Genomic DNA, 25,046 nt, shown 5'->3' with positions numbered 1-25,046 from the left:
GCCGGGGCAGGCGTCGATCGCGGGCGGCGGGCTCGGGGTCAGGGGAGCCAGTCGATGGCGGCGGCGAGTTCGGAGGGCGTGTTGCCGAACGTGCGGCGGAAGGCCCGGGTGAAGTGCGGGCCGTCGGTGAACCCGGCGGTGTGCGCGGCCGCCGTCAGCGTCTCGCCCGCGGCCACCCGGTCGATCGCCCGGCGCAGCCGCAGCCACCGTACGTAGGGCCGCAGCGGGATCCCCACATGCGCGCTGAACAGGTGCGCCAGCCGGCTCGGCGACAGGTGGACCGCGTCGGCCACCGCCCGCAGCCGCACCGGCCCGCCGCGCAGGAGCGTGGGGATCAGCGCGATCGCCGCCTCCACGGACGGGTGTGGCAGGACGTCCGCGGCGTCGCCGTGGCCGCTCCACTCCTCGAGGACCCGCAGCGCGGCGGTCGCCTCGGCCGAGCGCGCGTGGTCGGCCGGTGGGGCGGCGAACATGAGCGGCCGGATCCCCCCTCGGCCGCCGCTCGGGTGCGGGTGCGGGTGCGGGTGCGGGTGCGGGCGCTGGTGCAGGTGCGGGTGTCCGGGTTCGTTCGGGACAGGGGCTGGCGCGACCTCGGGGGCGGCGCCGGACCAGGACGACGCCCGTGTCCCCGCCCCGGACCTGGCGAGCAGGGCGCGGCCCGGCGAGCTGCGCGGATCCAGGTGGACGAGCAGCGCCTCGCGAGCCCCGTCGAGCACCGTGTGCCCGATGTCGGGCGGGATCACGGCGATCCGCGTGGTCAGCCGCCCGCCCTGGGCGTCGGCCATGGTGAAGGGCTCACCGGCGACGATCAGCTGGACCGCGTGATGCGCGTGCAACTCGTTGCTGCCGACCGTCCCGCCGTAGAGCAGGAGGCCGGGCCGCAGCAGGCACCAGCCGCGCCAGGGATGCGACATCACACCGCCCTTCCACGCCCGCGGACGTCTTCGGAGCGTATCCCGGCACGGAACGCGGTTTGACCTGAGCCGGGTACCTCAATGGAGATCGAGGTAGCAGACCTGAAGCGGCCGGCCGCCCGGCACGCCGCGCTCCGGCCCGACTGGCCATGGCCGATGCGCTGCTCCTGGGCGACCGGTGGGCCAGGAGCAGCGTTCGGCCCCGTCGTCCGACCTCGGTCAGGGGGTGTCTTCGCCGATCACGTCGCTGCGGCGTTCGATCAGCAGGACGTCCCGCCACACGCCACGGTGGCGGCCGAGCCGTTCCCTGGTGCCGACGACCCGGAAACCGAGCGCCCGGTGCAACGCCAGGCTGGCCGCGTTCTCGGGGAAGACGCCCGACTGGATGGTCCAGACGCCGGCGTCCTCGCTCGCCTTGATGAGCGTGCTCAGCAGCGCGCGGCCGATGCCGTGCGCCTGACACCCGGGGTGGACGTACACGCTGTGCTCCACGACCCCGGCGTACACGCACCTGGACGACACCGGCGCGGCGGCCACCCAGCCCAGCACCAGGCCGGTGCCGGGGTCGGCGGCCACGTGACGCAGGTGGGGCGGCTTCCCCGCGGTGAAACCCGCCCAGCTCGGCGCGGTGGTCTCGAAACTGGCCTGCCCGGTGTCCAGTCCCGCCTGGTAGATGGCCAGGACCTGGGCCGCGTCCGACTCGCGCATCGGCCTGATCTCCACGCCCGGGCCGCCCGGCTCGATCGACTGGACGTCACGCGTCATGACCGCTCCTTCACTCGCAGGTGGGCGTCGCCGGGACCGGGCGGCCCATCACCACGTCGGCGGCCGTCGGGAAGCAGCTCACGCACGCCTCGTTGATCCGGTACAGGCTGGACGTGCCCTGCCGTTCGACCAGCACGAACCGCACCTCGGCCAGGATCTTCAGGTGGTGCGACACGGTCGACTGGCCCACGCCCGACGCGGCCACGATCTCGCCCACGCTCATCGGCGTCCGCCGCCGGGCCAGCAGTGACACGATCTGGATCCGGGTGGCGTCGGCCAGTGCCTTGAACCAGCCCGCGTACTCTTCGGCCGCCGCACGTGGCAGCGGCTCCTGCTCCTCATTCATCGCCCATCGACGATAGTCGATGAAGCCCGGTCATGGCAATTCCCCGGACGGCGACGTCGGAGCGGAATTCTTGCTAAAGACCTCACCCGCGCCGGTGTGCGCTTTCGTCAGGCGATTACCGCCGGCGGTTTAAACGCGAAAGCGGAATGCGCCGGTCGTGAAGAATCTTGGCTGCTTGTGTTGACGTTTCCCCACCGCGATAAGCCACGATGAGAGGCGAAAGGGCAGGAAGAGCAGCTGGAGGAATCCATGCTCAGGCAACCGTTAACCGTCGACGCCCTTCGATCGGCCCGATTTGGAAGTGCGTGACCCGAAGGGGCCCGGGTGACGAAGAAGCGTTTCGCGCCCTGGACCCGGAAAAGCGGTTCCGACGGTCTCGACCTGCCTCCCGAGACCCGGGGAATCGAACGACAGGTGCGAGCGTCCCCGCAGGACGCCGCACCTGCCCACGCCGAACCGACACCCTCATGAGGGTGTGCCGCGGATCGCGTCGAGCAGCGCGGTGTCGTCCGGCCAGCGGAACATCTTGATGATGTCGTGGAGCACGTCCAACTGGATGTCGTTCAGCCGATGAGGCGAATCCGGGGACAGGCCGGACGCGTCGCCGAGCGCGCGGGCGAGCCCGGGATTCTCGGCCAGCCGGGCCGCCAGGGAGAGCAGGACGGCGACGTGGGGACGATCCGAGTCGGGAGGGAGTTGAGAGCCGAGGCTGAGCCGGCTACGCAACAGGGCCAGGCTGTTCCCATACCACCGGTGGCCGTGCAGGAGCAGCAGCCTGTCGACGAGACGGGCCACCGACGCGACAATCTCCGGCGGAGTGCCCGGATCGGGATCGAGCAGGTCGTACCCGCCGCCAGAGGAGAACATGGCCGGGAAGATCCAGGACGCCATGGTCTCGTGCCAAGGATCGTCACGTTGTAGGTGGAAGGCGTCATCGGAGAATCCCAGGCCGAATCTCAGCCGTCGCTCCAGCTTTTCGTCACCACTCAGGCGGGCCAGGCCGATCTCGCGGAATGGCGGCTCCCACCGGGATGGGATGCCCATTTCCAAGAAACCGTCCTGGTTGGCCAGCGCCGCGGTCACCCCGCCGAGCTGCTCCGGGGCGAGCCCCGCCGTCCACAGCGCCACCGTCGAGCGCCAGGCGGGCCCGGGATCCGCGTCCCCGCACACCGCGGCGATCTCGACCCCCTCCGCACCCGCCATGAGCACCCGCAGCAGGACCAGGTTCAGCGAGTACGCCGCCATGTGCCGTACCCGGTCCAGCGGCGTGGGCCGGTAGGAGGCGTGCCGTCCGGTGTCGTGGCGGTGCCTGACGACGGCGGCCAGCTCCTCCAGCAGGCCCGTGACCTGCTCCCGGTCGGCTTCACCCAGCTCGCCGAACAGCTCGGCGGCGAAGGCGAGGATCTGGGGACGATCGCTGAGCGGCTGATGTGACGACAACGCGTGCAGCAGGCCGTCGTCCACCGGACCGCCGCCGAGCGAGCGGATGGCGGCCAGCGTGCGCAGGGCCTTGACGAGGTGCTCGGCCACCAGGTACTCGCCGAACGTGGCGTGCAGGAACTCGTAGCAGCGGCGTACCGCGTCGTCGTTGCCGGTACGCGCCTCGGCCCGGTGCACGAAGAAGAAGCGGCCCACCAGGTCACGCCCGATCTCGGCCACGTCGGCGGCCTCCATCGGACGCTCCTCCAGCGCGATCAGATCCGCGCCCAGCTCGGCGTCGGTGATGTCCTGGCGGCCCCGGTTCACCATGGCGAACGCCGCCACGGTCAGCCGCCACAGGTGCTCCTTGGCCGCCGCGGCGACGACCTTCTCGCTCAACGGCACCGCGGACGCGGACTTCTTCGCCTCCCGGCGCGCGAACTCGGTCACCAGCAGCCGGTACAGCGCGCTCGTCGACATGACCGTGTCGATCGGCGGGGCGGCCGGGTCGGAGGCGTACAGGGCGAGCATGAGGAGCAGCAGGGGCTGTCTGGCCAGTTCGTGGCCGCCGAGTGGCGAGCCGACCGGGAGCGGCCGCGTCAGCCCGGCCGCCGACGCGGCCGCGTTGACCTGGTTCCAGCGGTTCAGCCACTCGGCGATCTGCGCGTCGTCGAAGTCCTCCAGCTTGATCATCGGGGTGCCGTCGGCGATGAGCACACGGTCGGCCACCACGGTCCGAGCCGACGGCAGGACACCGTTACGCGGAACCGGAAGTCCGAGGAGCCTTGGGCGCTGACGTCCCGCCGCCGTCAGAGGCCCGTCTCCCTGGCCCGCATGATCGCCTGCGCGCGGTCGGCCACCTGGAGCTTGGCGAAGACGGCCGAGACGTGGTTGCGTACCGTCTTCTGGCTCAGCCCGAGCCGCAGCGCGATCTCCGGGTTCGTCAGGTGCCTGGCGATCAGGCCGAGTATCTCCTGCTCGCGCGGGGTCAGGCCGGGCAGCGCGGGCTCGCCGCGCTCGCCGGGGGAGTGCCCGCGCTCCGCGGGGGAGAAGTAGCCGGACAGGCGGGCGGCCAGGGCCGGGCCGAAGACGGCGCCGCCCTCCGCCACCGCCTCGACCGACCGGACGAGTTCGGCCTTGCGCGCGCCCTTGAGCACGTACCCCCGGGCGCCGGCGCGCATGGCGGCGAACACCGAGTCGTCGTCGTCCGACATGCTGAGCACGAGCACCGGGATGTGCGGGTGGTCGCGGGTGATCCGCTTGGTCGCCGCGATGCCTCCCATGCCGGGCATGTCCAGATCCATCAGGACGACGTCCGGCTGCACCTGCCCCACCAGGGCGAGCGCCTGCTCACCGTTGCCCGCCTCGTCGCCGATCTCGATCCCGGTGTCCGTGGCCAGCAGGGTGCGCAGTCCCGCGCGGAAGCCCGGATGGTCGTCAACCACCAAGATCCTGATCATCGCCGTGTCCTTCCTCGGCCGCGGGCAGCTCCACCCTGACGCGGGTCCCTCCCGCCGGATTGTCGTCGATCGTGCAGGTTCCGCCCAACTCGGCGGCGCGTTCCGCCATCGACGCCAGGCCGACCCCCGACCCCGCCGTCCGCGCTCCGGGGTCGCCAGGACGGATGCCGCGGCCGTCGTCGCAGATCTCCAGCGTCAGCCGGGTGCCCACCACCTCCAGCCGCAGCCGGGCGCGGGTGGCTCCGGCGTGCCGGTAGGCGTTCGTCAGCGCCTCGCCGGCGATCCGGTAGGCGGCGACCTCGGTGGCGGCCGGCAGCGGGGGCAGGTCGTCGGGGGCGTGCACGTCCACCCGCACGCCTGACGGGTGCCTGGCGGCGTGTGCGCGCAGCGCCCCGGCCAGCCCCAGGGAGTCCAGCGCGGGCGGGCGCAGCCCCTCGATGATGGTGCGCACGCTGCCCAGCGCGTTCTCGGCGTCGCTGACGATCTCCGCCAGCACGTGCCGCGCCCGCTCGTCGCTGATCAGGTCGGCCGCCGCCTCGGCCCGCATGGTCAGCGCGGCCAGGGTCGGCCCGAGCCCGTCGTGCAGGTCGCGGCGCAGCCGGCGCCGCTCCTCCTCGCGGGCCATCACCAGCCGCTCCCGCGAGCGCCGCAGGTCGGCCGACAGACGTACCGCGTGCACGGCCACCGCGACCTGCCTGGCCAGGTCGTCCAGGACGCGCTGGTCACGGGCGCCGAATCCGGACTCGCCCGGCCGGGGCGCGAGCACCAGCGCGCCGGCCCGCTCGCCGTTGTGGGTCAGCGGCAGCCGTACCGGGTCGGGACCCGCGCTCGCGGCGCCGTAGGCGTAGCGGGCGCCCTGCGCCGTCTCCACCGCCGCGTACGGCAGCCGCAACGCCTCGGCGATCGACCGCGCCGCCTCCGGCAGGACGCCGCCCGGGTCGGACGTGCTCTCCAACCGGCGTCCCAGCCGGGTGAGCGCCGCGTAGGGGTCGTCGCGCTCGCCGTAGGTGAGCAGGTTGACCCAGCCCTGCAGCCACTGCCGCAACGGCGCGAACGCCAGTGCCACCAGCGCCGCGGCCAGCACGGAGACGGGCAGGCCCGCGGCGGGGAACACCGCGCCCAGGTAGCCGACGACGAGCACGTAACCGCCTGTCACGCAGCCGGACAGCAGGCCGTAGACCAGCGTCCTGTTGATCACCAGGTCGATGTCGAAGAGCCGGTGCCGCAGGATGGCCACGCAGATGGCGACCGGGATGAGGGTCGCGCCGACGGCGGCGATCAGCTCCCACACCGGGTCGTGGGCGGGCCACAGCGCGCCGGGGACGTCGTCGGTCAGCCCCGCCGCCAGCCTGGCCCCGATCACCACCGTCTCCAGCCCGGCCCCGTACAGCAGCCAGGCGACCTGGCGGCGTTCCGGGCCGCGGCTGCGCAGCACCCGCCTGCCCAGGTCCGCCGCGCCCGCCAGGAACACCAGCGGGAACAGGACGCTCAGCGCCGCCTCCGCGACCGGCGCGACGGTGGCCAGGGCCGGCACGCCGAGCGGGTTGGGCACCCCGTTGCCCAGCCCGACCTGCTCGTTCTCGCCCGGACGCAACGCGCTCACCACGGCCACGACGGCCGCCACCGCCACGGACCCCGCGATCAGCGGACGTAACGCGGCCGTGGCCAGCCGCCCGCCGGGGAAGAACAGCGGGATCAGGGTCACCGACAGGTTGGCCGGCACCCACAGCCAGGTCTGCGGCCAGGCCAGCGCCCCGGCCAGCGGCAGCCCGGGATGGGTGATCAGGCCGAGAATCGCGTAGTGCCCGCAGGCCTCGTACAGCGCGAAGCAGAAGGCGGCCGCGGCGAGCAGCCGGCCCACCATGTGACCGGGACGCCGGGCGCAGATGAGACCGCCGACCAGCGCGCACGCGATCACGAAGAGCAGGTGCAGCACCGCGGCCGGGCCGGTGCCGTTGGCGAAGGCCAGCGTGACGGCCGTGGCCACCAGCGCCGCCGTCGCCCCGCACCACCACCACGCGGCACCCGCCACCCGCACCATGCGTCCCCTCCCGAGCCCGGCTGGTCGCCACACCGTACCCGTCCTTCGGCCCAGGTCTCACGGGACGATGTCCCAGGACATGAGGGACATTCCTCCCGGCCGGGCGGGGTGTCCGCCCCGGGCGGGCCGGGACGGATCACCGGTTTGGTGAACGGGTGCTGAAAAATCCTGATACGTTCCGCCGAGTCGTCGCCGGTATCGCCCTGTTCGCCTGGCCGGTGCTGGAGTTCCTGGCCTTCTTCACCTCGCCTCCCGGCGCCGAGCACGACCCGGCGATCTTCCGGGCCAACGCGACCCGGGTGCAGGTCAGCGGCCTGCTCTACGTGTGGGCGGCGCTCGCCCTCATTCCGGTCGTCCTGGCGCTGGCCCACCTGCTGCGCGAGCGCGCGCCCCGTGCCAGCGGGATCGGCGCGGCGCTCGGGCTGATCGGCGCCGGGTGCGGCCTGACCCTGTTCACCACCGACTTCTACGACCTGGCCCTGGCCCAGTCGCTGTCCGATGCCCAGGCCACGGCCGTGATCAAGCAGGCCAACGGGCTGTGGGGCTTCGTGTACGGCATGCTGCTGCCCGGCTTCCTGCTGCACCTCGGCCTGGTCACGCTGCTCGTCACGGTGGCCGTGGTCAAGATCGCGCCGTGGTGGGTGCCGGTCGCCGCGCTGGCGGGCACCGTGGTGCCGTTCGTGACCATGCAGCAGGCGCCGGCCGTGCAGTCGATCGGCTCGCTGCTGCACCTGCTCGCTTATGGGTGGCTGGGGCTGCACGTGCTGCGCATGACGGACGCCGACTGGCGCGGCACGACCCGTCCGGCCTGAGGCGGGGTGCGCTGGTCCGCTCGCTGCGCTGACCCGGCCGGAACGCTGAGCGGCCGCGACGTTCGGGCCGCCCGCCACGGGGGACGGGCGGCCCGACCAGCGGCGATGCGTCATCAGCGGATCGCCGGCGCGGCATCGGCGGGGGGTTAGGGCCTCACCGGGGGGACAGCCGGGTGTCATCGGCGGATGAGCAGGTCCCAGGCGTCGGCGAGCCGGAGCCTGGACTCGGCGGCCCGCCGTCGCCACCAGGTGAGCCCGCCCGTCTCCGCCAGCCCTTCGAGCGCGCTCAGATGCCGGGCCGCCGCGTCCCGGTTCCCCATCGCCTCGGCCAGCAGCGCCAGGTACCAGTCCACCGGCCCGGCCCAGATGCACGCGGACACGACGGTGATCCGGCCGTGGAAGGGCAGCAGCGCCTCGTACAGCGCACGGCACTCGGGCACACGGCCGAGCGACGCCGCGGCGGCGGCCCGCAGGCAGGTCGTCGACAACCACGACCAGTCGAGCGGCGGCTGCGCGGTGAGCCGATCGTCCAGCCCGCGCGCCTCGACCACGCGGCCCTGGGCGACGAGCTGCAGGATGCGGGTGGCACGGTCGAGCGTCGGATGCACGCCGCCGATCGCGTCCACGAGCGGGCCCGCTTCCGCCATCGTGCCCTGGTGATGGTGCATCAGGACGCGGCCCGTGGTCACCGCTGCGGCGGCATGCCAGATGCCCAGGTGCTCCGCCTGCCCGGCGGCGTCGGCGTACCAGGTGGCGGCCTCGTCGAACCGGCCGTCGAGCACCAGCCTGCCCGCCCGCCACAGCGTGTGCTGGAAACGCGGCCACGGCAGCGCGAGCCGTTCGAGCAGCAGGTCGCAGCGGGCGGCCGCCCGGTCGGCGCCGGCCACGTCGAACATCTCCAGCCGGTTGTGCGTGTCCATCATGGACGCCAGCAGCTCGAAGCCCGGCGCGTCCGCCGACAACTCGTGCAACTCGGCCGCGATCGCCGTCAGCTCGGGCACGTGCGGCGGCTGGGGCAGCGCCAGATGCCTGGCGTTGAGCGCACGCCGCAGCAGAGCCGGGTCGCCCAGCCGCCGAGCCATCGCCACCGCCCGCGCCGACAACTCCCCAGCCCGCGCCGCCGATCCGCTGGTGTTCGGGTCCGGGTGTGGGGCGAGGTGCGGATCCGAGGGCGGGCCGGTGGGTGGGGCGCCGCTATGGTCGCCGAGTTCCTGGGCGAGTCCGGCCAGGAGCATCGCACGCTCCGGGTCGTCGGACTCGGGCCGCTCGCGCAGCGCCGTCTCGAAGCGGTGCACGACCAGCCGGTCAATCTCGCCGTACGGGTCTCGCAGCGTCCACAGCGACGGGGCGTCGAGCGCGGTCAGTGCCCGGACGACCAGTTCTTCGCCGTCGTCGAGGCGATCGGCCACCTGGATGGCGGCCTGTCTGGCATGGCGGGCGCCGACGGGCTCGCCGGCCGCGAGCAGCGCGCGCACCTGCCGGAGCAGCAGCTCCACGAGCTCGGCCGCCGAACCGCCCCTGGCGTTGTGCGCGATGATGGCGCGTCCGAGCCAGGCGGCGGACTCGGCGTAGGCCAGGCGTAACTCCGCCTGCCCGGCCGCTGCTCCAGCCCAGCGCACCGCCTCCGCACACGCGGCAGGCCCGGCCTGGACGGCGTGATGCGCGATCACCGCCACATCGGTCGCCGGCCGCTCGGCCAGCACGGCGGCGAGATCCCGATGCACGGTCGCCCGGCGCAGCGGCGGCAACTCGCGTACGAGCGCCTCCCGCACCAGGTCATGAACGAACGCCAGCGTCACCGCCCCAGCCCCCGAACCCGCCAACGAGCCGCCCCCTCCGAGCGAGCCGCCGTATGCGAGCGGGTTTCCGTCTTCGAGTGAGGCCCAGCGCCCGCGCGAGTGCCCGTCCTGGCCTCCGGTCTGGCTGGTGCCTTTGTTCGCGATCAGTAGGCCCGCGCGTACGGCCTGGTCGAGGAGGTCGTAGGACTTCTCTCCTGCGACCCGTGCCACCACGGACGGGTCGAACTCGTTGCCGATCAGCGCCGCCACCTCCAGCGGCCGCCTGGCCTCGGCCAGCGCGTCGAGCCGCAGCCGCACCACCTCGCTGACCGCGGCGGGAAGCTCGTCCACGGCCAGGTCCACGGCCGGGTCGGCGTTCAGCATCGCGATGCTCTCGCGCAGGAAGAACGGGTTGCCGCCGGTGCGTTCCGCCATCCGGGCGCAGCTGGCGGTGTCCAGCTGGACGCCGAGGTCGGCGCCGATGGCTCGTACCGCCTCCGGCCCGATCCCGGACAGCGGTAGCCGCAGCAGGTCGTAGCGGACCAGCCGGCCGAGTACGTCCTCGGTGCCCGTCCTGAACGCGGTGACGAGCGTGACGGCGCCGCCGCGCAGCGACGTGACCAGGTAACGCAGCAGGTCCAGCGACGCGGTGTCGGCCCACTGCAGGTCGTCCAGGACGATCACCAGCGGCCGGACGCGCGAGGCGGACACGAGCCGGTCGGCCAGTGCCCGATTTCTGCGCAGCACCAGCGCGTCGGCCGAATCGCCGGGACCCGCCGGGACGTCGAACAGCCCGGCCGGCCGGTCCGGCGGCGGGCAGTGCTGGTCCAGCACGTCGAAGACCTGCGTCCACGGCGACAGCGCGGGCGTGCCGGCGCCGTCGAGGCAGCGTCCCCAGAGCACGAGGTGCCCGAGGCCGCGCGCGCAGTGCTCGCCGAACGCCTCCAGCAGCCGCGTCTTGCCGATCCCCGGCTCGCCGCTGACCGTGGCCGCCGCGAACCCGACGCGCGTGGCGCGTGCGGGCAGCGCGGCCAGCTCGGCGAGCTGCGCGTCACGCCCGTGCAGCCCGTCCAGCCCGTCCAGGGGGTCCGGTGGGGACGGCGGGGGAGGGGTGACGGTGAGTGGTGTGCCGGTGCCGGCCGGGGCGAGCCAGTCGGCCTGGCGCAGGATGTCCTTCTCCAGCGACCGCAGCTCGGGCCACGGGTCGAGGCCGAGCTCGTCCGACAGCAGTTTCGCCGCCTTGCGCAGCACGGCCAGCGACTCGGCCTGGCGTCCGGTGCGGTACAGCGCCAGCGCGAGCAGGCGCCACAGGCGTTCACGCAGCGGGTTCGCGGCGGTCTCGGCCTCCAGCTCGGCGATGAGCGGCTGCGGCCGGCCCAGGTCGAGCAGCACCTCCGCGCGCCGTTCCACCGCCGTCAGCCGCAGCTCGTCCAGACGGGTCGACTCGGCGAACGCCCACGGCTCGTTCAGGAACTCCTCGTACGCCGCGCCGCGCCACAGCCGCAACGCCTGGTCCAGTACGGCGAGCGCCTCCTCGGACGCCCGGACCTCGGCCCGGCGCACCAGCTCGGCGAAGCGGACGGCGTCCACGTCGTCGGCGGCGAGCAGGTAGCCCGGCGGGCGCGCGATCAGCAGCCGCGGCCGGGCCCGGCGGCCACGGTCGGGCTCGATCGCCCGGCGCAGCTTGCACACGTACGAGTGCATCGAGGACAGCGCGCTCGGCGGCGCCGCGTACCCGTAGACGTCGTCGATCAACGTCCCGGTGGAGACCGCGGACCCCTGGGCGGCCAGCAGCCGGGCCAGCACCGCGCGCGGGCGCGGCCCGCCCAGGTACACCGGGTCGCCGTCGGCGTCGTGGACCTCCATCGGTCCCAGAACGTGGAATCGCACCGTCATCACTTATCCGCTTGATCAGAATGAGCGATCAGAGCCTGGCCGAGACGACTTGCAGAAAACTGGGAATCGGCCTGGCTCGCGGGGCGGCCGGGCGCGCGTCAGCGGGCGTCGGCGAAGAAGTCCCGGAGGTGGCGGTTGACCGGTTCCGGGCAGTCGAGCTGGGGCGCGTGGCCGCAGCCGTCCAGGACGTGCAGCCGGACGTCGGGCAGCAGCTCGGCGAATCGGCGCGCCCGCTCGACCGGCTGGACCTCGTCCTGCGCGCCCCACAGCACCAGGGCCGGCGTGTTGGTGCCGGGCAGCGCGCGTTCGGTCGCCGACCAGTCGAGACGGCGTTCCAGCAGGTAGGTGGCGCGGATGTTGTCGTGGAAGGTCATCGGGGCCCACCATTCGTCCAGGAGCCGGTCGGTGACGCGTTCCTTGTTGACCATCATGCCCTCGGCCAGCCCGCGGACGGTCGACCTGCCGGTGGACAGCTTCACCGCCAGCTCCCCGACGACGGGGATCTTCAGCGATTCCCACATCCAGGTGCCGGGCAGGTCCAGTCCGGTGGCGTCCAGCAGGGCGAGCTTGGTGACGCGGTCCGGGTGCCGCTGGGCGAAGGCCAGCGCCCAGCCGCCGCTCCACGAGTTGCCCGCCAGCGCGGCCCGCGGCACGCCGACGGCGTCCATGAACGATCCGACGGCGGCGACCATGGCGTCCAGGTCGTAGGCGAAGCCGGGGTCCTTGAGCGTGGTGTAGCCCTGGCCGGGCAGGTCGACGACGTACACGGTGTGGTCGCGGGCCAGCGCCGGCACCTGGTCCTTCCAGCCGATGACCGACGTGCCGCCGGGCGACAGCAGGATCACCGGGCTGCCCGAACCGTCCTGGACGTAGTGGAAGCGGGCGATCGGGGTCTCGGCGTAGCGGGAGCCGACCTGGGCCAGGTACGGCGATCGGAAGGCGCGGCCGTCTTCGGGCGGGTGCCAGCCGTACGCGCCGAACAGCGCCACGGCCATCAGCGACGCCAGGACGGCGGCCACCGCCCGGGGCCACCGCCGCCTGCGGGGCATAGGTGTCCGGGTCTGAGTGACGTCCTTTCCGGTGGTGGACGGGGTGAGGTCGTCGAGGTGGGCCATGGTCATCCTTCGGGGTCGGTGGCTGGTCCACCCCTCCGGACGGGCGAGTGCGCGGCCCTGTGACAGGTGCGGCGTGTGATCCGGTTCACCCCCCCGGCCGCCCGGGTTGCACGTCATTCGCTAGCGCTGCTGGAGGGCCAGGGCGGCGTCGATTCGGTGGCGGAGCGAATCGCGGTGGGCGGGGTCCGTGTGCAGGGTCAGCGTCAGCGCCGGCGGTTCGGACGTGCCCGCGGCGTCGGCGACGACGGCCAGCAGCGTGGCGAGCTGATCGGGGGGTTCGTCGCCGAGCAGGTGTTCGGCGTGCCGCACCGCCACCGCCACGGCCCCCGGCCTCGGCCCGGCCGCGGTGACGTCGCGCGAGCTGCCGGAGACGTCGTGCGGGTTGCTGGTGATGTCGCGGAGGCTGTCGGTGAGGGCGTCCCAGTTGCCGCCGAAGTAGGCGGGCAGGCGCAGGGCGGACGCGAGGTGCCGCAGGAGCGCGGGCGTGGTGCGGCAGGCGTGTCCGTCCAGGGTCGCCGCCGCGCTGTCGCCGGGGGCGGGGCCGGTGGTGATGCCCAGCCAGGAGGGGAGCGGACGGCCGCTGCTCATCAGGCCGCTACAGGCGGTGGAAGTTGCGGTAGTGGTCGGGGCTGTACCAGGTGACGCTGGTGCCGGTGTCCATGACGATGCGGTGGGCGTCGCGGTGGGCGCCGCGCTGCCGTGGATAGATGTCGAACTCCTGGTAGGCGCGGCCGCCGGGCAATTGGCGCTCGTGGTCGAAGAACCGGCCGCCGCTGTAGTTGTGCTGCCCGCCGGGCCAGGGATGCCACCCTCTGTTCGCCGGGTAGCCCTTGCTCGCCCAGACGGAGAGCGCCCTGCGGGCGTCGTCGCAGCCGGGGAGCGCGCAGGAGTCGTAGACCTGAGCGTGGACGGGGGCGGGGGTTGTGGCCTGGGCCAGGCAGGTCAGGGAGACGGCGGTGGCCAGCACGGCGGCGAGCCGCGCCGGCAGGCGGGGACGCATGCGCGTTGATCCTTCCTCGATGGACGTCATGCTACTCAGTGTAGCTATTAACTACTAAGAGTAATAATGCCTGGCAGGTGGCATAAGTGGCGGGAAGGTGACAGCCGTCTGCGCCTACTTCCTCCGCAGTAGGAAAAGGATGCTTCCCTCGCCGGATGCCGCCCATACCCCTCCCGGGCATCGTGGGGAGGTGTCGGGAATCCGGTCGAAGGGGTGAACGCGGAATGTTGCTGATCGAGGTCTTCCTGCCCAGGGGCGTGTTGTGCGAAGAGGAGCGTCAGACGCTGGGGCGGCGGCTCATCGACGAGCTGATGGCCCAGGAGGACGGCCACGCCATCGAGATCATCGACGCCCAGCGCACCATCAGCCAGGTGCTCCTGCACGAGCCGAGCACCTGGGTGCTGGGCGCCCGCCCGGCCGCCGACCCCGCCGATCCGCCGCGTTACCTGGTGCGCGTCACCGTCCCGGCCTCGTGGCGCAAGGAGATGGCCGAGCACGTCGTGGAGATCGTCACCGGCGTCCTGGCGGAGACCGAGCGGGCGGCCGGGCGCGACCCCGAGCGGGTGCGACGGGAACCGCACGCGATCGTCCTGGTCGACGGCATCACCGAGGGCGGCGTCGGCATCCACGGCAAGGCCATGAGCAGCATGGATCTCACCGAGTTCGTCTCACGCGGCTACCGCGACGGCGCCTCGGACCGGCCGGAGCCCGTCCCCGCGCAAGGCAAGCTGATCGACCCGATCTGCGGCATGCCCGTGGACTTCGGCGACGACACGCTCACCCTGGTGCACGACGGCGTCGTGTACGGCTTCTGCCACGGCCTGTGCCGGCGCGCCTACGCCGACGAGCACGGGCTGACGCTGAGCAGGGAACAGCCGCTCACCGAGCCCTGACCCAGAGCCCGGATGCCGGCCGGTCACGCCGGCCGTGCGCGGGCGACCAGGTCGCGGAGGAGGGCGACCACCTCGTCAGGGGTGAACTCCATGGCGTTCTCGCCGACGCTGACCTCGAACGAGCACCGGCCGGGCACGGACGCCGAGCGCACCCGTCCCCAGAGCTGGACCCCGTGCTCGGCGAGCAGTTCCGCGCCGGCCCGCTCGGCGTCCTGCCTGGGCACCGGCAGGTGGACGTGGAACAGCGGCGTCTGCGGCGGGTCGGGGTGTGCCAAGGCGACGCCGTCCGCGTTGATCGCGGCGGCGATGGCGATCGCGTGCTCCCGGTAGGCGGGCATCTCGTCGGCCAGGGTGTCGAGGTGGACCAGTGCGGCCAGGGCGAGCGGCCACGCGTCGCCGATGCCGCCGCCGAGCCGCTGCCGCCACACCCCGGCCGCCGCCACGGTGGCCGCGTCGGAGGCGAGGACCGCGCCGCGCACGCCCTGCAGGCTCTTGTAGAGGGAGACGTAGACGGTGTCGAACAGGCCGGCGATCTCGGCGAACGGCCGCCGGTAGTAGGTCTGGGCCTCCCACAGCCGGGCGCCGTCGAGATGCGCGGCGGCGCCGGTGGCACGTACCAGCGCGACCTGCTCGCGCAGGTCGTCCCACTCGGGCAGCAGGCCGCCGAGGTCGCGCTGCGGCAACTCCCAGACGGCCGCCGCCAGCGGCTCGCCGATCGCGGCCAGGTCCGCGGCTCGCATCAGCTCGTGCGGGTCACCGGTACGGCGGAACCGCAGGCCGTGGACGGCGTTGTACCCCTGCTCCTCCCACACGTCCAGGTGGGAGTGCGGGTGGGCGGCGAACGTGCGGTGCCCGCGCCGGTCGGCGTGCACGCGCAGCGCGGTCTGCTGGGCCATCGTGCCGCTGGGGAAGAACAGTGCGCGCTCCTTGCCCAGCAGCTCGGCCAGCCGCCGCTCCAGCACGGCGACCGGGCCGTGCGGGCCGTCGGGCGGGGTGTCGTCGTCCACCAGGGCCAGCATCCGCTCCAGCATGACGCGCGGCGCCCGTCGGGTCGGCGCGTGCAGGAACAGTGACCGCCGCACCGGCCGGCTGGAGTCGGACATGAACGTCTCCTTCGTCATCGCGGCCGATGCCCGCGCAGGGGGTGTCACGGCAGGGTAGTCGATGCGGGCTCGCCGTCCTTGGTGGGCCGGGTGGTGTGCGGAGCTCTTGGAGGGTGAGGCGGTGGTGCACGGAGCTCTTGGCGGGTGAGGTGGTGTGCCGCGGGCGGTCGGCGGGAGCGGTCCGTCCCGCCGTCCGGCGTGGCAGGATCGGGGTGACGCCCGTCCGGGAGATCGGCGACCCCGCCGCACCCGGCCCGCACGCGGACGCGTCACGGGAAGGAGGACACGTGACAACGGCACGAGTGCTGGTGATCGGCCTCGACCCCACCAAGCTCGAGGGGTGGGACCCGGAACCGGTCCAGGCGGCGCTCGCGCGCGGCCGGGCCCGCTTCACCGACCTCGGCATCACGGCCGACTGGTGTCTGGTGGCGCTCGACGACGACCCGGAAGGGGAGATCGTGGCCGCGCTGACCCGCGAAGAACACGCCTGCGTGGTGATCGGCGGCGGCATCCGCACGCACGAGCCGTTGCTGCCGCTGTTCGAGAAGGTGGTCAACCTGGTCAGGCAGCACGCGCCGGGCGCGGCCATCGCGTTCAACACCAGCCCGGAGGAATGCGCCGACGCGGCCCTGCGCTGGCTGCGCTGACCCGGGCAGTGGGCTCGACGATGAAGCCGAGTCTTAGGGTCGGTCGTGTGCCGGTGCGGATGATGAGCCTGCGGGCCCGTCCTGGCCTGGCGTCACAACGTCGCGTGGCGGCCGGTGCGTCAGGGCCGGGACCATGGGTTTCACCAGGTCGGCGGCCGGTGCGGGCCCCGGCCCCGGCACCACGCCGGAGGCCGGGGGACGCGGGTCAGCGGTTGCCGAGGGTCTTGCGCCAGTGGAAGCCGCCGGGCAGGTTGACCGAGAGGGTTCGGCGGCCGTCCGCGGTCCTCGTCACCCGGAAGAGTCGGTTGCCCCAGCTGTGCCCCACGCCGCGGCGGGACAGGTTCAGCCGGAACGGCCCGAACTTGAGGGACTTCCGGTAGCTCCAGCCCATTTCGCATTCCTCCATCGAAGTCGCGAAAACCGTGGGCTACCCGGAAAAGCGCGTCTCATCCCCGATCCCGGGTGACGGGTCATCCCCGGTCCCAGGTGACGGGGAGGCTGAGCACGCCGTAGATCTGGGTGGGGTCGGCGCGCAGCGGCACCTCGTCCGGCGGCACCGCGAGCCGCAGCGAAGGGAACCTGGTGAGCAGCGCGGGCAGCGCGACGCGCAACTCGACGCGGGCGAGCTGCTGGCCGAGGCACTGGTGGATGCCGTGCCCGAACGCCAGATGCCCGCCGGCCTGGCGGCGCAGGTCGAGCGTGTCGGGGTCGGGGAACTTGGCCGGGTCGCGGTTGGCGGCGTTGACCGCGAGGATGACCGTGTCACCGGCCTGGAGCCGCCGGTCGCCGAGTTCGACGTCCGCCAGCACGCCGCGCATGCCGGTGGTGGCGATCGACAGGTAACGCAGCAGTTCCTCCACGGCGCCGTCGGCCAGTCCCGGATCGTCGCGCAGGGCGGCGAACTGCGCAGGGTCGCGCAGCAGAGCGAACGTGCCGAGCGCGATCATGTTGGCGGTGGTGTCGAGCCCGGCGCCGAGCAGGAAGGCGGCCACGCCGCCCAGCTCCTCGTCGGACAGGTCGCCGCCGGTGGCCAGGTCGCTGAGCAGGTCGTCGGTCGGTCGCGCGCGCTTGGCGAGCGCGAGTTCGCGCAGGTAGTCGCCGAGCTGGACGAACGCGGCGTACTGCTCCTCGGGGGACCCGGCGTCCGCGAGCACGCGCGTCTGGTCCTGGAACCGCACGCGCTCCTCGTACGGGACGCCGAGCAGCTCGCAGATCATCAGCGCCGGGACGGGCTGGGCGAACACCTCGACGAGGTCGGCCGGCGGCCCCTGCCGCTCCATCGCGTCCAGCCGTTCCCTGGTGATCTCGGTGACCCGCTCGGTGAGCAGGTTCATCCTGCGGACGGTGAACTTGCCCGCGAGCAGCCGGCGGAAGCGGGTGTGCTCCGGCGCGTCCATGCCGGTCAGGTCGCCGACGGGGGCGGGCGGCATGCGGTCGCCCAGCAGCGGGTGGTACTGGGTCTCGTAGCGCGAGCTGAAGCGCGGGTCGGCCAGGATCTGCCTGATCAGCGCGTGCCCGGTGACCAGCCACACGCCGGGGGCGCCGGCGGGCGTGGCCAGGCGGGCGATCGGCTGCTCGGCGCGCACCGCGGTGACCTCGGGCGGCGGGTCGAAGGGGCAGGAGGGCGCCCGGTCGAAGGACGGGGCGACGATCGGCTCGTCGCGATAGTACGTGTTCGACATGTCTTGAAAGCTACGTTGCTCGGAAAATGACTGTCAATCGATGTGTTGGTGTAATCCCAGGTGGAGCCAGGGATATTGATGCAATGACGATGAATCCGAATGCAATGGTTCGTTGCAATGGGAAGGGCTCGAACGCAATAATGGCGTCGTGCCAGGAGGAAGGCTGACCCAGCAGGAGCGCCGCCGCATCGCGGCCGGGCTCGCCGAACGGCTCTCCTACGCCGAGATCGCCCGGCGGCTCGACCGTCCGACCTCGACGATCAGCAGGGAGATCGGCCGCAACGGCGGCCCCGGCGGATACCGTCCCGAGCAGGCGCACCGGGCGACGGAGCGGCGGGCCAGGCGCGGCACGCCGGCGCCCCCGTCCGGGGCCGGCGTGCCCGCCGACGCGGCGCAGGCCGAGGTCGTCGAGATGGCGGTCAGGATGGGGCTGCCGCGGATGACCGCGCGGGTGCTCATCGACCTGTTGCTGTCGGAGACCGGCCGGCTCAGCGCGGCCGAGCTGGCGCGCCGGCTGCGGGTCAGCCCGGCGTCCGTCTCAACCGCCGTCACCTACCTGATCCAGCAGGGGATGATCAGGCGCGAACGCGACCAGCGGCGGCGGCGCGACATCTACGTGGTCGACGACGACACCTGGTACCACGCCATGGTGACCAGCTCCTGGCAGACACTCGAGGCGGCCGCGGTCACGATGGCGGCGGGGGAGACGGCCGGGCTCGACACGCCCGTGGGGCGGCGGCTGGCCGGGGCGGGGGCGTTCCTGGAGCGGATCAGCCTCGACACGCTGGAGTCGGCCGAGCGCTGGCGGCACCTGATGCCGATGCCGCCGGCCCCGGCCCCGGCCCCGGAAGTCGGCTCCGGTCGTGAAGTCCGTCCCGGCCCGTGAAGTCCGTCCCGGCCCGTGAAGTCCGTTCTGGCCCGTGAAGTCGGCTCCGGTCCCGTGAAGTCGGCTCCGGTCCTGTGAAGCCCGCCCCCGGACGTGCGCGACCCCCGGTTTTGTGCGGGCTCATGAGGAGGGCGTGAGCCGGGTGAAGAGGCGGCCGGCCAGGTCGACGCCGGTGATCGCGCCGTCGCTGCCGCGGGAGAAGAAGCCGCGCTGCCCCGTCAGCCCGCCCTCGACCAGGATGTACTCGTCGCCGTCGCCGGGCAGGAAGCCCATGGCGGCCGGTGGGTAGTCCGGGGGCATGTCGGTGTTCGCCGACCCGCGGATCTCCGGCTTGATCCCCACCGCGAGCGTGAGCCGCGACCCGTCGGTCTCGATGTCGAGGTTCATCACGTCGTTCGTGTAACGTCCGGCGACCTCGCGGGCCCGCGCCGCCTCGTACGGGATCGGCTCCGGGTCACGCTCGGCCACGCCGAGGCAGTGCTCCAGCGCCCAGCGGACGACGGCCTGGTTGAAGCGGTAGCCGTCCGGCCCCGCGTTGGCCAGGGAGACGACGGCGAAGTCGCGTTCCGGCACCAGCAGCAGCTCGGCGAACTGGCCGTTGCCCGATCCGCCGTGCCCGATCGCGCGCAGGCCGCCCACGTCCCGCAGGAACCAGCAGATGCCGAACCCGTCGCCCAGCGTGCTGCCGCGCAGCTCGACCGTGCGCTCCCGCATCCGGTGCAGCAGGTCGGCGGGCAGCACGCCGTCACCCGTGCCGAGGTGGAACCTGGCCCAGCGCAGCAGGTCGCGCACCGAGGACGCGATGCCCCCGCCGGGGTTGTCGCCGTGCGTGCCGGCCCGCCACGACGTCCACGGCCGGGCGAACCGCAGCCGTCCGTCGTCGTCGCGGTTGTGGCCCACGGCGAAGCGGCGGACCATGATGTCGTCCGGGTCGAAGAAGGTGCCGTCCAGCCCGGTCGGCTTCAGCACGAGCGAGGCGACGGCCTGCTCGAAGGGCAGCCCGGTGACCTTCTCGACGACCCGTCCGGCCAGGTTGTAGCCGGCCTGGCTGTAGGAGGCGCGGGCGCCGGGCGGCGTGAGCTGCGGCAGTTTCGCCATCTTCGCCACGAACGCGGCCAGCGACCCGTCCCCGTCGCCGTCGCCGTCCTCGACCAGGTTCCAGTCCAGGCCGGAGGTGTGGTTGAGCAGGTTCAGCACGGTGATCTCGGCCGCGGCCCGCTCGTCGGCGAGTCTCAGCTCGGGGACGTAGCGGCGCACCGGCGCGTCCAGCTCCACCGCGCCCTCGGCGACCAGCCGCATCAGCGCGGTCGCGGTGAACGTCTTGGTCACCGAGGCCAGGTGGAACAGCGTCGTGTCCGTCACCGGCAGCGGGTTGTCCAGGCTCGTCACGCCGTGGCAGGCGGTGAGCTCCAGGCCGCCGGCCAGCACGCCGACGGCCACGCCCGGGATCCCGAACTCCTCGGCCGCCTCCGCCACGAAGGCCGACAATTCCGCCTGTGACAGCTCTGCTTGTGACAGCTCTGCCTGCGACAACTCCTCTTGCGGCACCTTCTCCTGTGCGGTCTTCTCCTGCGCGATCTTTTCCTGCGGCATCGCCGTCGCTCCTCCCGTGTCGCGGCCGGGATCGTCCGGACGCGGGCCCCTGATCGGCCCGCGTCCCCCGTCCGCTCGTTACGGGAAGAACGATCGCCGCAGCCGCTGACACGGCGCTGACACGGCCTCCGCCCTGGTCACCAGCCCAGATCGGCCAGGTTCACCGACTCGGCCATCGCGCGGGCGCCGGCGTCGTTGAGATGCATGCCGTCGCCGCTGTCGAAGTCCGGGTGGATGAAGTCGGGATCGTCCGGGTTCTGGACGGCTCGTGCGACGTCGAAGACGCCGTCGAACCCGTCGCCGACGCGGATCCACTCGTTCACCACGCGGCGCACGGCCAGCCCCTCCGGCGTGCTGACCCCCGGATAGATCGCCCCGGCGAACGGCCCGATGGTGGCGACCAGGACCTTCAGCCCCGCCCCGCGGACGCGTCCGGCCAGCTCGGCGAACCCGGCGATCAGGTCGTCGGACGTGGCCGGCGGCTCGCCCGCCATCCCGGGCAGGCCCAGGTCGTTGATCCCGAAATGCACCAGCACGTGTGACACGCCGGGCACCGACAGCGCGTCCCGCTCCAGCCGGGCCAGGGCGTGCTCGCCGATCTCGCCGACCAGCAGCCGGTTCCCCGCGATGCCCTGGTTGACCACCCAGCCGCGCTTCAGCCGCGCGTTCAGCGCGTCCACCGACCGCTGGTTCGCCCCGATCGTGGTGCCCACACCCTCGAACCAGGAGTCGCCGAACGCCACCGCGATCGCGGTGCCGTCCGGGGCCGACACGTCCACGCCTGAGACGTAGAAGCGGGCGACGACCTCGTCCGCACCGGGCAGCGCCGGCGCGTCCACCTGGTTCCCGCGCGCCACGTACGCGGTCTCGACCGGCTGGTGCGAGAACGTGGCGAGCCCGGTCTCGTCCGGCAGGTGCAGGCTTAACGCCAGCTCCGCGCCGGCCTCGACGGCCAGCTCCACCGGGTCGCTGACCACCTCGCCACCCGGCGGGATCACCACCTCGCCCGCGCCGCCGAACCGCACCTCGCGCGTCGTCTCCTGGACGATCGCGTCCTCCGCCCGGCGTAGCGCGACCCGCGTGGCCCCGATGGTCAGCGGGTCGCGGCCGTAGCGGTTGGTGAGCCGTACCCGGATCCGCTCGCCGCCCCCGGCCAGCACCAGCGTCTGACGTACCGTCTCGTCGCGGAAGCCGCGCGGCTCCGCCAGCTTGATCTGCTCGAACGGGCTGATCACCGCGGACCTGAAGCCCGCAACCCACTGTCCGGCCATCCTCGTCACTCCCGTTCATCCTCGTACGGCGATGTCCGGGTCAACCGGGCGGCGATGATCGGGATTCCCGACCGAGCAATGATCGGGACTTCCGGCGGGCGGTGAGCGGGACTTCCGACCGGCGGTGAGCGGGACTTCTGGGCGGGTGGCGATCGGGACTTCCGACCGGCGGTGATCGGGATTCCCCGGGCGGCGGCCGTGTCCGTCAGCGGGCGCTCCAGTGGGTGGACCAGGCGCCGCCCGGCAGTTCGGCCAGCACACGCACCGGCCGGCCCGTCAGGTCGATCGCCTGCAGCCGGGGCGGCGCGAACACCGCCAGGTGGTCGGCGCCGTACCAGAACCAGAGCCGGCCGCCGGGCGGCAGCGGCACGGTGGCGAGACGGCGGCCGGTGACGCCGTCGAGCACGCAGGCGCTGTCGCCGCTCCCCGGGCACAGGGTGGCCAGGCGGCCGTCGGGCGCGAACAGCGGCACCGTGCCCTCCGGCTGCCTGACGCCGGTCAGCGTCCTGACCACCGCCCCCGACAGGTCGTGGACGGTGATCCGGTCCGTGCCCCGGGCGCGGGCGACCGCCCGGTCACCGGCCCAGACGTAGTCCTCGGCGGCCGGGGCGGAGATCACGGAGGCGGTTCGGGCCACCGGATCCACCAGGGCGAACCCGGTGGTACGGCCGCCGGCGGCGGTGTCCCAGACCGTGACCAGCACCCGCGTGCCGTCCGGCGACCACAACGGCCGGCGCACGGCGAGCGGCGGACGCACCGCATCCACCCAGAACTCGCCGGACAGGTCCCGCCGGGTGAAACGCACCCCGCCGGCGTGCTCGACGGCCAGATCGGGTGACTCGTGGACGTACGCCACCGCCGTGCCGTCCGGCGAGACCACCGGCAACATGCGGGCGGCGACCCGCTGGAAGCCCGCGCCGGAGGCTGCCCGCAGCCCGGCCGAGAACGCCAGGCCCTCGCTGAGAGCCGTCGAACCGCGCAGGAAGGCGGTCAGCCGCAGCGGATCCGTCGGATGCTCGTGCAGCGTGGCGCCCAGCTCGGGCACCGGGACGGCACGCGCGTCCGTGGCCAGCGGGCCCCGGACGGCCAGGGTCACTGGCGTCCGCTGGACGGCGAACAGCACCACGCTCGCCGTGACCAGGACCGCGACCACCACGGCCGCCACCGCGGCCACCGCCCGGGACCGCCACGCCCGCGGTGTTCGCGGCCGCTCGCGCCGATCGTCGGAGGGATGTCGACGGGCGGGAGGATGTCGGCGGGCGGGAGGATTCCGGTCGGGCGTGGACAGCGCGACGGCGCGACCGGCGGTGAGCGCGTCGTCCACCTCATCCGGGCCTGGGGCGGCGGAGGAGGCGGACGCCCGGTTGACGTCGGCGATGGACCCGCCGTGGTCGGCGGAGGACCCGTTGATGTCGGGGGTGGGTCGGCCGGGGTCGGCGTCGGGCGTGCCGGGGTCGGAGGTGGGCCCGCTGATGCCGGCGTTGGGCGTGCCGGGGCCGCCGGTGGGGCGGCCGAGCAGGCGTAGCAGCACCTCGCGGGCCGCCGGACGGTCCCGCGCCCGCTTGGCCAGACACGCGGCGGCCAGCTCGCGCAGGTCCCCGTCGAGCGCCCCCAGGTCGGGCTCGTCGCGCAGGATCCGGTTGACCAGCGCGGGCAGATCACCCACCCCGAACGGCGGGCTCCCCGAGGACGCGAACACCATCGTCGCCCCCCACGCGAACAGATCCGCCGCCGCGCCCGCCGCCCCCGGCCGGAACTGCTCCGGCGCCATGTAAGGCGGGGTGCCCACGATCTCCTCGCCCGCCGCCAAGTCCCCGGCCGGCCGTGCGATGCCGAAATCGATCACCCGAGGACCCTCCGGGCTGAGCAGGACGTTGCCCGGCTTGAAGTCCCTGTGCACCACCCCGGCCCGGTGGATCGCGGTCAGCGCGGTGATCGTGCCCACCGCGAGCCGGTGCAGCTCGCGCCCGCGCAGCGGCCCGCGCGTGGCCACCGCCTGCTGCAGGGTGGGGCCCTCGATGTACTCGCTGACCACGTACGGCGCGTCGTCCGCCGTGCCGACCTCCAGCACCTGGGCGGTGCAGAAGGCGGCCATCCGAGGCAGCACCTCCGCCTCGCGGCGCAGCAGCGCGGCCGACTCCTCGTCGGGGACCCGCAACATCTTGACCGCCACCGGCCGGCCTTCGGGGTCCTCGGCCAGGTAGACGACGCCCTGGCCGCCCGCGCCCAGCCGTCCGCGCACCACGTAGCCGTCGACCAGGCCGGGATCGCCGGGCAGCAGCGGATCGGCGGTCACCCGGTTGCTGATGCGGCCCCGGCCACTCACCCCGCCGCTCACCCTGCCGCTCGTCGGGCCGCTCATCGGGCCGCTCGTCGGGCCGCTCATCCTGGGCCGTAACGCAGGTCGACCACCGCCTCGTCGGGCACCCGCAGCTCGGCCAGCGTCCTGACCCGCTTGCCCGACAGATCGACCACGACCACCCGGCGCCGACTCTCGCCGTCCGGCACCAGGTGGATGAGGTGGCGGTCGTCGTACCAGCCCAGGGTCGTCGCGCCGGTCGGGACCCGGACGGTGGCCTCCCTGGAGCCGTCGGACGTCCGCCACACGCACGCGGCGAGGTAGGCGGCGCAACCGCTGGTCACGAACCGCCGCCCGCTGGGCGAGAACCAGTCGGTGAGCCCCTGCGCCTGCCCCACCCAGTGCATCATGCGCGTCACCCGGCCGGACTCGGCGTCACGGAAACGCACGCCGTGCCCCCACTCGGCGGTCAGGAACCTGGCCGCCACCGTCCGCCCGTCGGGCGCCCACCGGTACTCGGAGTAGTACCTGGACGGGTCCAGCTTCCCGGCCGCCGCGCGGGCCGCCTGCCGTACCTCCAGCGCGTCGCCGGTGGCCACGAACCTGGCCGTACGCGCGGCCACGTCGACGATCACGTAGCCCACGGTGACCGGGACGTCCTTGTCCCCGAACCGCTCGTAGCGCTGGGCCGACAGGAGCACCTTCGTGCCGTCCCGCGACCAGGCCGGCGTCAGGCTCTGGTACGGCGGACGCAACACCGGCACACTGAACCGCTCACCGGTCAGCCGGTCGTGGAAGGACAGGGCCAGGTGGTCGGACGAGGCGGCGTACAAGGTGTTGAACCAGGCCAGCCAGCGCCCGTCCGGCGACGGCTCGGCGACCACGGTGTGCGGTCCGATGTCGGCGAAGGCGCCGGTGCGCGGGTCGCGGGCATACGCCCGGTTCTGGCCGGCCCGGAGGTAGGCCAGGCGTACGGCGTCGGCGGGATCCTCGTACGCGGTCCCCAGCCCGCCGGGCAACGCCACCGGGGCGCCCTTGGCGGGAGGCGACTGTGCGGGCGCCGGGGTACGCGGCGTCCACCCGGCCGCGGAGGGTGCTGTTCTGGTGGGGGTGGACGTGGGGGACT

21 protein-coding genes are annotated in these 25,046 nt (G+C 73.4%); 4 read left to right on the top strand and 17 right to left on the bottom strand.

Translation table 11 applies throughout. From position 1 onward, the window contains the following. Positions 1-38: 38 nt before the first annotated feature. The 6 genes from HII36_RS29240 to HII36_RS29215 all read right to left on the bottom strand — a co-directional run bounded on the left by HII36_RS29240 (position 39) and on the right by HII36_RS29215 (position 6,945). Positions 39-914, bottom strand: a complete 876-nt coding sequence (locus HII36_RS29240; RefSeq protein WP_173526491.1) for a helix-turn-helix transcriptional regulator — start codon at positions 912-914, stop codon at positions 39-41. Positions 915-1,133: 219 nt separating this feature from the next. Beyond that, positions 1,134-1,679 (bottom strand): GNAT family N-acetyltransferase, encoded by a 546-nt coding sequence (locus HII36_RS29235; RefSeq protein ID WP_173526490.1) that lies wholly within the window; start codon positions 1,677-1,679, stop codon positions 1,134-1,136. Between the two features lie 10 nt (positions 1,680-1,689). Continuing rightward, on the bottom strand, positions 1,690-2,025 hold the full coding sequence (locus HII36_RS29230; RefSeq protein ID WP_173526489.1) for an ArsR/SmtB family transcription factor: 336 nt from the start codon (positions 2,023-2,025) through the stop codon (positions 1,690-1,692). 465 nt (positions 2,026-2,490) lie between these two features. After that, positions 2,491-4,176: an NACHT domain-containing protein gene (locus tag HII36_RS29225; RefSeq protein ID WP_173526488.1), complete on the bottom strand. Its 1,686-nt coding sequence runs from the start codon at positions 4,174-4,176 to the stop codon at positions 2,491-2,493. A gap of 77 nt (positions 4,177-4,253) precedes the next feature. Beyond that, positions 4,254-4,904, bottom strand: a complete 651-nt coding sequence (locus HII36_RS29220) for a response regulator transcription factor (RefSeq protein ID WP_173526487.1) — start codon at positions 4,902-4,904, stop codon at positions 4,254-4,256. Beyond that, complete coding sequence (locus HII36_RS29215) at positions 4,882-6,945, bottom strand: sensor histidine kinase (protein ID WP_173526486.1); 2,064 nt, start codon at positions 6,943-6,945, stop codon at positions 4,882-4,884. The genes HII36_RS29220 and HII36_RS29215 overlap by 23 nt, the downstream gene beginning before the upstream one ends. Before the next feature lie 155 nt (positions 6,946-7,100). On the opposite strand from HII36_RS29215, the gene HII36_RS29210 reads away from it, so the two are divergent. Beyond that, entirely contained in the window at positions 7,101-7,757 is a 657-nt protein-coding gene (locus HII36_RS29210) for a hypothetical protein (protein WP_173526485.1), read from the top strand. 176 nt (positions 7,758-7,933) lie between these two features. Here the strand turns inward: HII36_RS29210 and HII36_RS29205 are convergent, their stop codons facing one another. From HII36_RS29205 to HII36_RS29190, 4 genes are all read right to left on the bottom strand, one after another. Beyond that, positions 7,934-11,401 carry an AfsR/SARP family transcriptional regulator gene (locus HII36_RS29205; protein ID WP_173526484.1) on the bottom strand — a complete coding sequence of 1,156 codons (3,468 nt, stop codon included), beginning with the start codon at positions 11,399-11,401 and terminating at the stop codon, positions 7,934-7,936. 128 nt (positions 11,402-11,529) lie between these two features. After that, positions 11,530-12,546, bottom strand: coding sequence for an alpha/beta fold hydrolase (locus HII36_RS29200; RefSeq protein WP_173526483.1), 1,017 nt, complete (start codon positions 12,544-12,546; stop codon positions 11,530-11,532). Positions 12,547-12,666: 120 nt separating this feature from the next. Beyond that, positions 12,667-13,134, bottom strand: coding sequence for a barstar family protein (locus tag HII36_RS29195; protein ID WP_173526482.1), 468 nt, complete (start codon positions 13,132-13,134; stop codon positions 12,667-12,669). Between the two features lie 7 nt (positions 13,135-13,141). Further along, the gene (locus HII36_RS29190; protein ID WP_173526481.1) at positions 13,142-13,576 is read right to left on the bottom strand and encodes a ribonuclease domain-containing protein; all 435 of its coding nucleotides are present in this window, start codon (positions 13,574-13,576) and stop codon (positions 13,142-13,144) included. 194 nt (positions 13,577-13,770) lie between these two features. Here HII36_RS29190 and HII36_RS29185 point away from each other — a divergent pair, with 194 nt between their 5' ends. Then, positions 13,771-14,439 (top strand): hypothetical protein, encoded by a 669-nt coding sequence (locus HII36_RS29185; protein ID WP_173526480.1) that lies wholly within the window; start codon positions 13,771-13,773, stop codon positions 14,437-14,439. Between the two features lie 23 nt (positions 14,440-14,462). Here the strand turns inward: HII36_RS29185 and HII36_RS29180 are convergent, their stop codons facing one another. Then, positions 14,463-15,542: a threonine aldolase family protein gene (locus HII36_RS29180; RefSeq protein ID WP_217370107.1), complete on the bottom strand. Its 1,080-nt coding sequence runs from the start codon at positions 15,540-15,542 to the stop codon at positions 14,463-14,465. Between the two features lie 287 nt (positions 15,543-15,829). Between HII36_RS29180 and HII36_RS29175 the strand changes: the two genes are divergently transcribed. After that, positions 15,830-16,189: a hypothetical protein gene (locus tag HII36_RS29175; RefSeq protein ID WP_173526478.1), complete on the top strand. Its 360-nt coding sequence runs from the start codon at positions 15,830-15,832 to the stop codon at positions 16,187-16,189. Positions 16,190-16,394: 205 nt separating this feature from the next. Here HII36_RS29175 and HII36_RS29170 read toward each other — a convergent pair whose 3' ends face one another. Further along, positions 16,395-16,580: a DUF4236 domain-containing protein gene (locus HII36_RS29170; RefSeq protein WP_173526477.1), complete on the bottom strand. Its 186-nt coding sequence runs from the start codon at positions 16,578-16,580 to the stop codon at positions 16,395-16,397. Between the two features lie 79 nt (positions 16,581-16,659). After that, on the bottom strand, positions 16,660-17,871 hold the full coding sequence (locus tag HII36_RS29165; RefSeq protein WP_173526476.1) for a cytochrome P450: 1,212 nt from the start codon (positions 17,869-17,871) through the stop codon (positions 16,660-16,662). Positions 17,872-18,019: 148 nt separating this feature from the next. On the opposite strand from HII36_RS29165, the gene HII36_RS59285 reads away from it, so the two are divergent. After that, positions 18,020-18,757, top strand: coding sequence for a helix-turn-helix domain-containing protein (locus HII36_RS59285; RefSeq protein WP_173526475.1), 738 nt, complete (start codon positions 18,020-18,022; stop codon positions 18,755-18,757). A gap of 120 nt (positions 18,758-18,877) precedes the next feature. On the opposite strand, the gene HII36_RS29155 is transcribed toward HII36_RS59285, so the two are convergent. The 4 genes from HII36_RS29155 to HII36_RS29140 all read right to left on the bottom strand — a co-directional run. After that, positions 18,878-20,350 (bottom strand): serine hydrolase domain-containing protein, encoded by a 1,473-nt coding sequence (locus HII36_RS29155; RefSeq protein ID WP_173526474.1) that lies wholly within the window; start codon positions 20,348-20,350, stop codon positions 18,878-18,880. Positions 20,351-20,487: 137 nt separating this feature from the next. Next, the gene (locus HII36_RS29150; protein ID WP_173526473.1) at positions 20,488-21,621 is read right to left on the bottom strand and encodes a GDSL-type esterase/lipase family protein; all 1,134 of its coding nucleotides are present in this window, start codon (positions 21,619-21,621) and stop codon (positions 20,488-20,490) included. A gap of 205 nt (positions 21,622-21,826) precedes the next feature. Next, positions 21,827-23,983: a protein kinase domain-containing protein gene (locus HII36_RS29145; RefSeq protein ID WP_173526472.1), complete on the bottom strand. Its 2,157-nt coding sequence runs from the start codon at positions 23,981-23,983 to the stop codon at positions 21,827-21,829. A 20-nt stretch (positions 23,984-24,003) separates the two neighbouring features. After that, the coding region (locus HII36_RS29140; protein WP_217370106.1) for a WD40 repeat domain-containing protein at positions 24,004-25,046 on the bottom strand (1,043 nt) is incomplete at its 5' end.

The organism is Nonomuraea antri, assembly GCF_013283785.1.
Taxonomy (GTDB): domain Bacteria; phylum Actinomycetota; class Actinomycetes; order Streptosporangiales; family Streptosporangiaceae; genus Nonomuraea; species Nonomuraea antri.
This window is presented reverse-complemented; position numbering and strand designations above follow the sequence as displayed.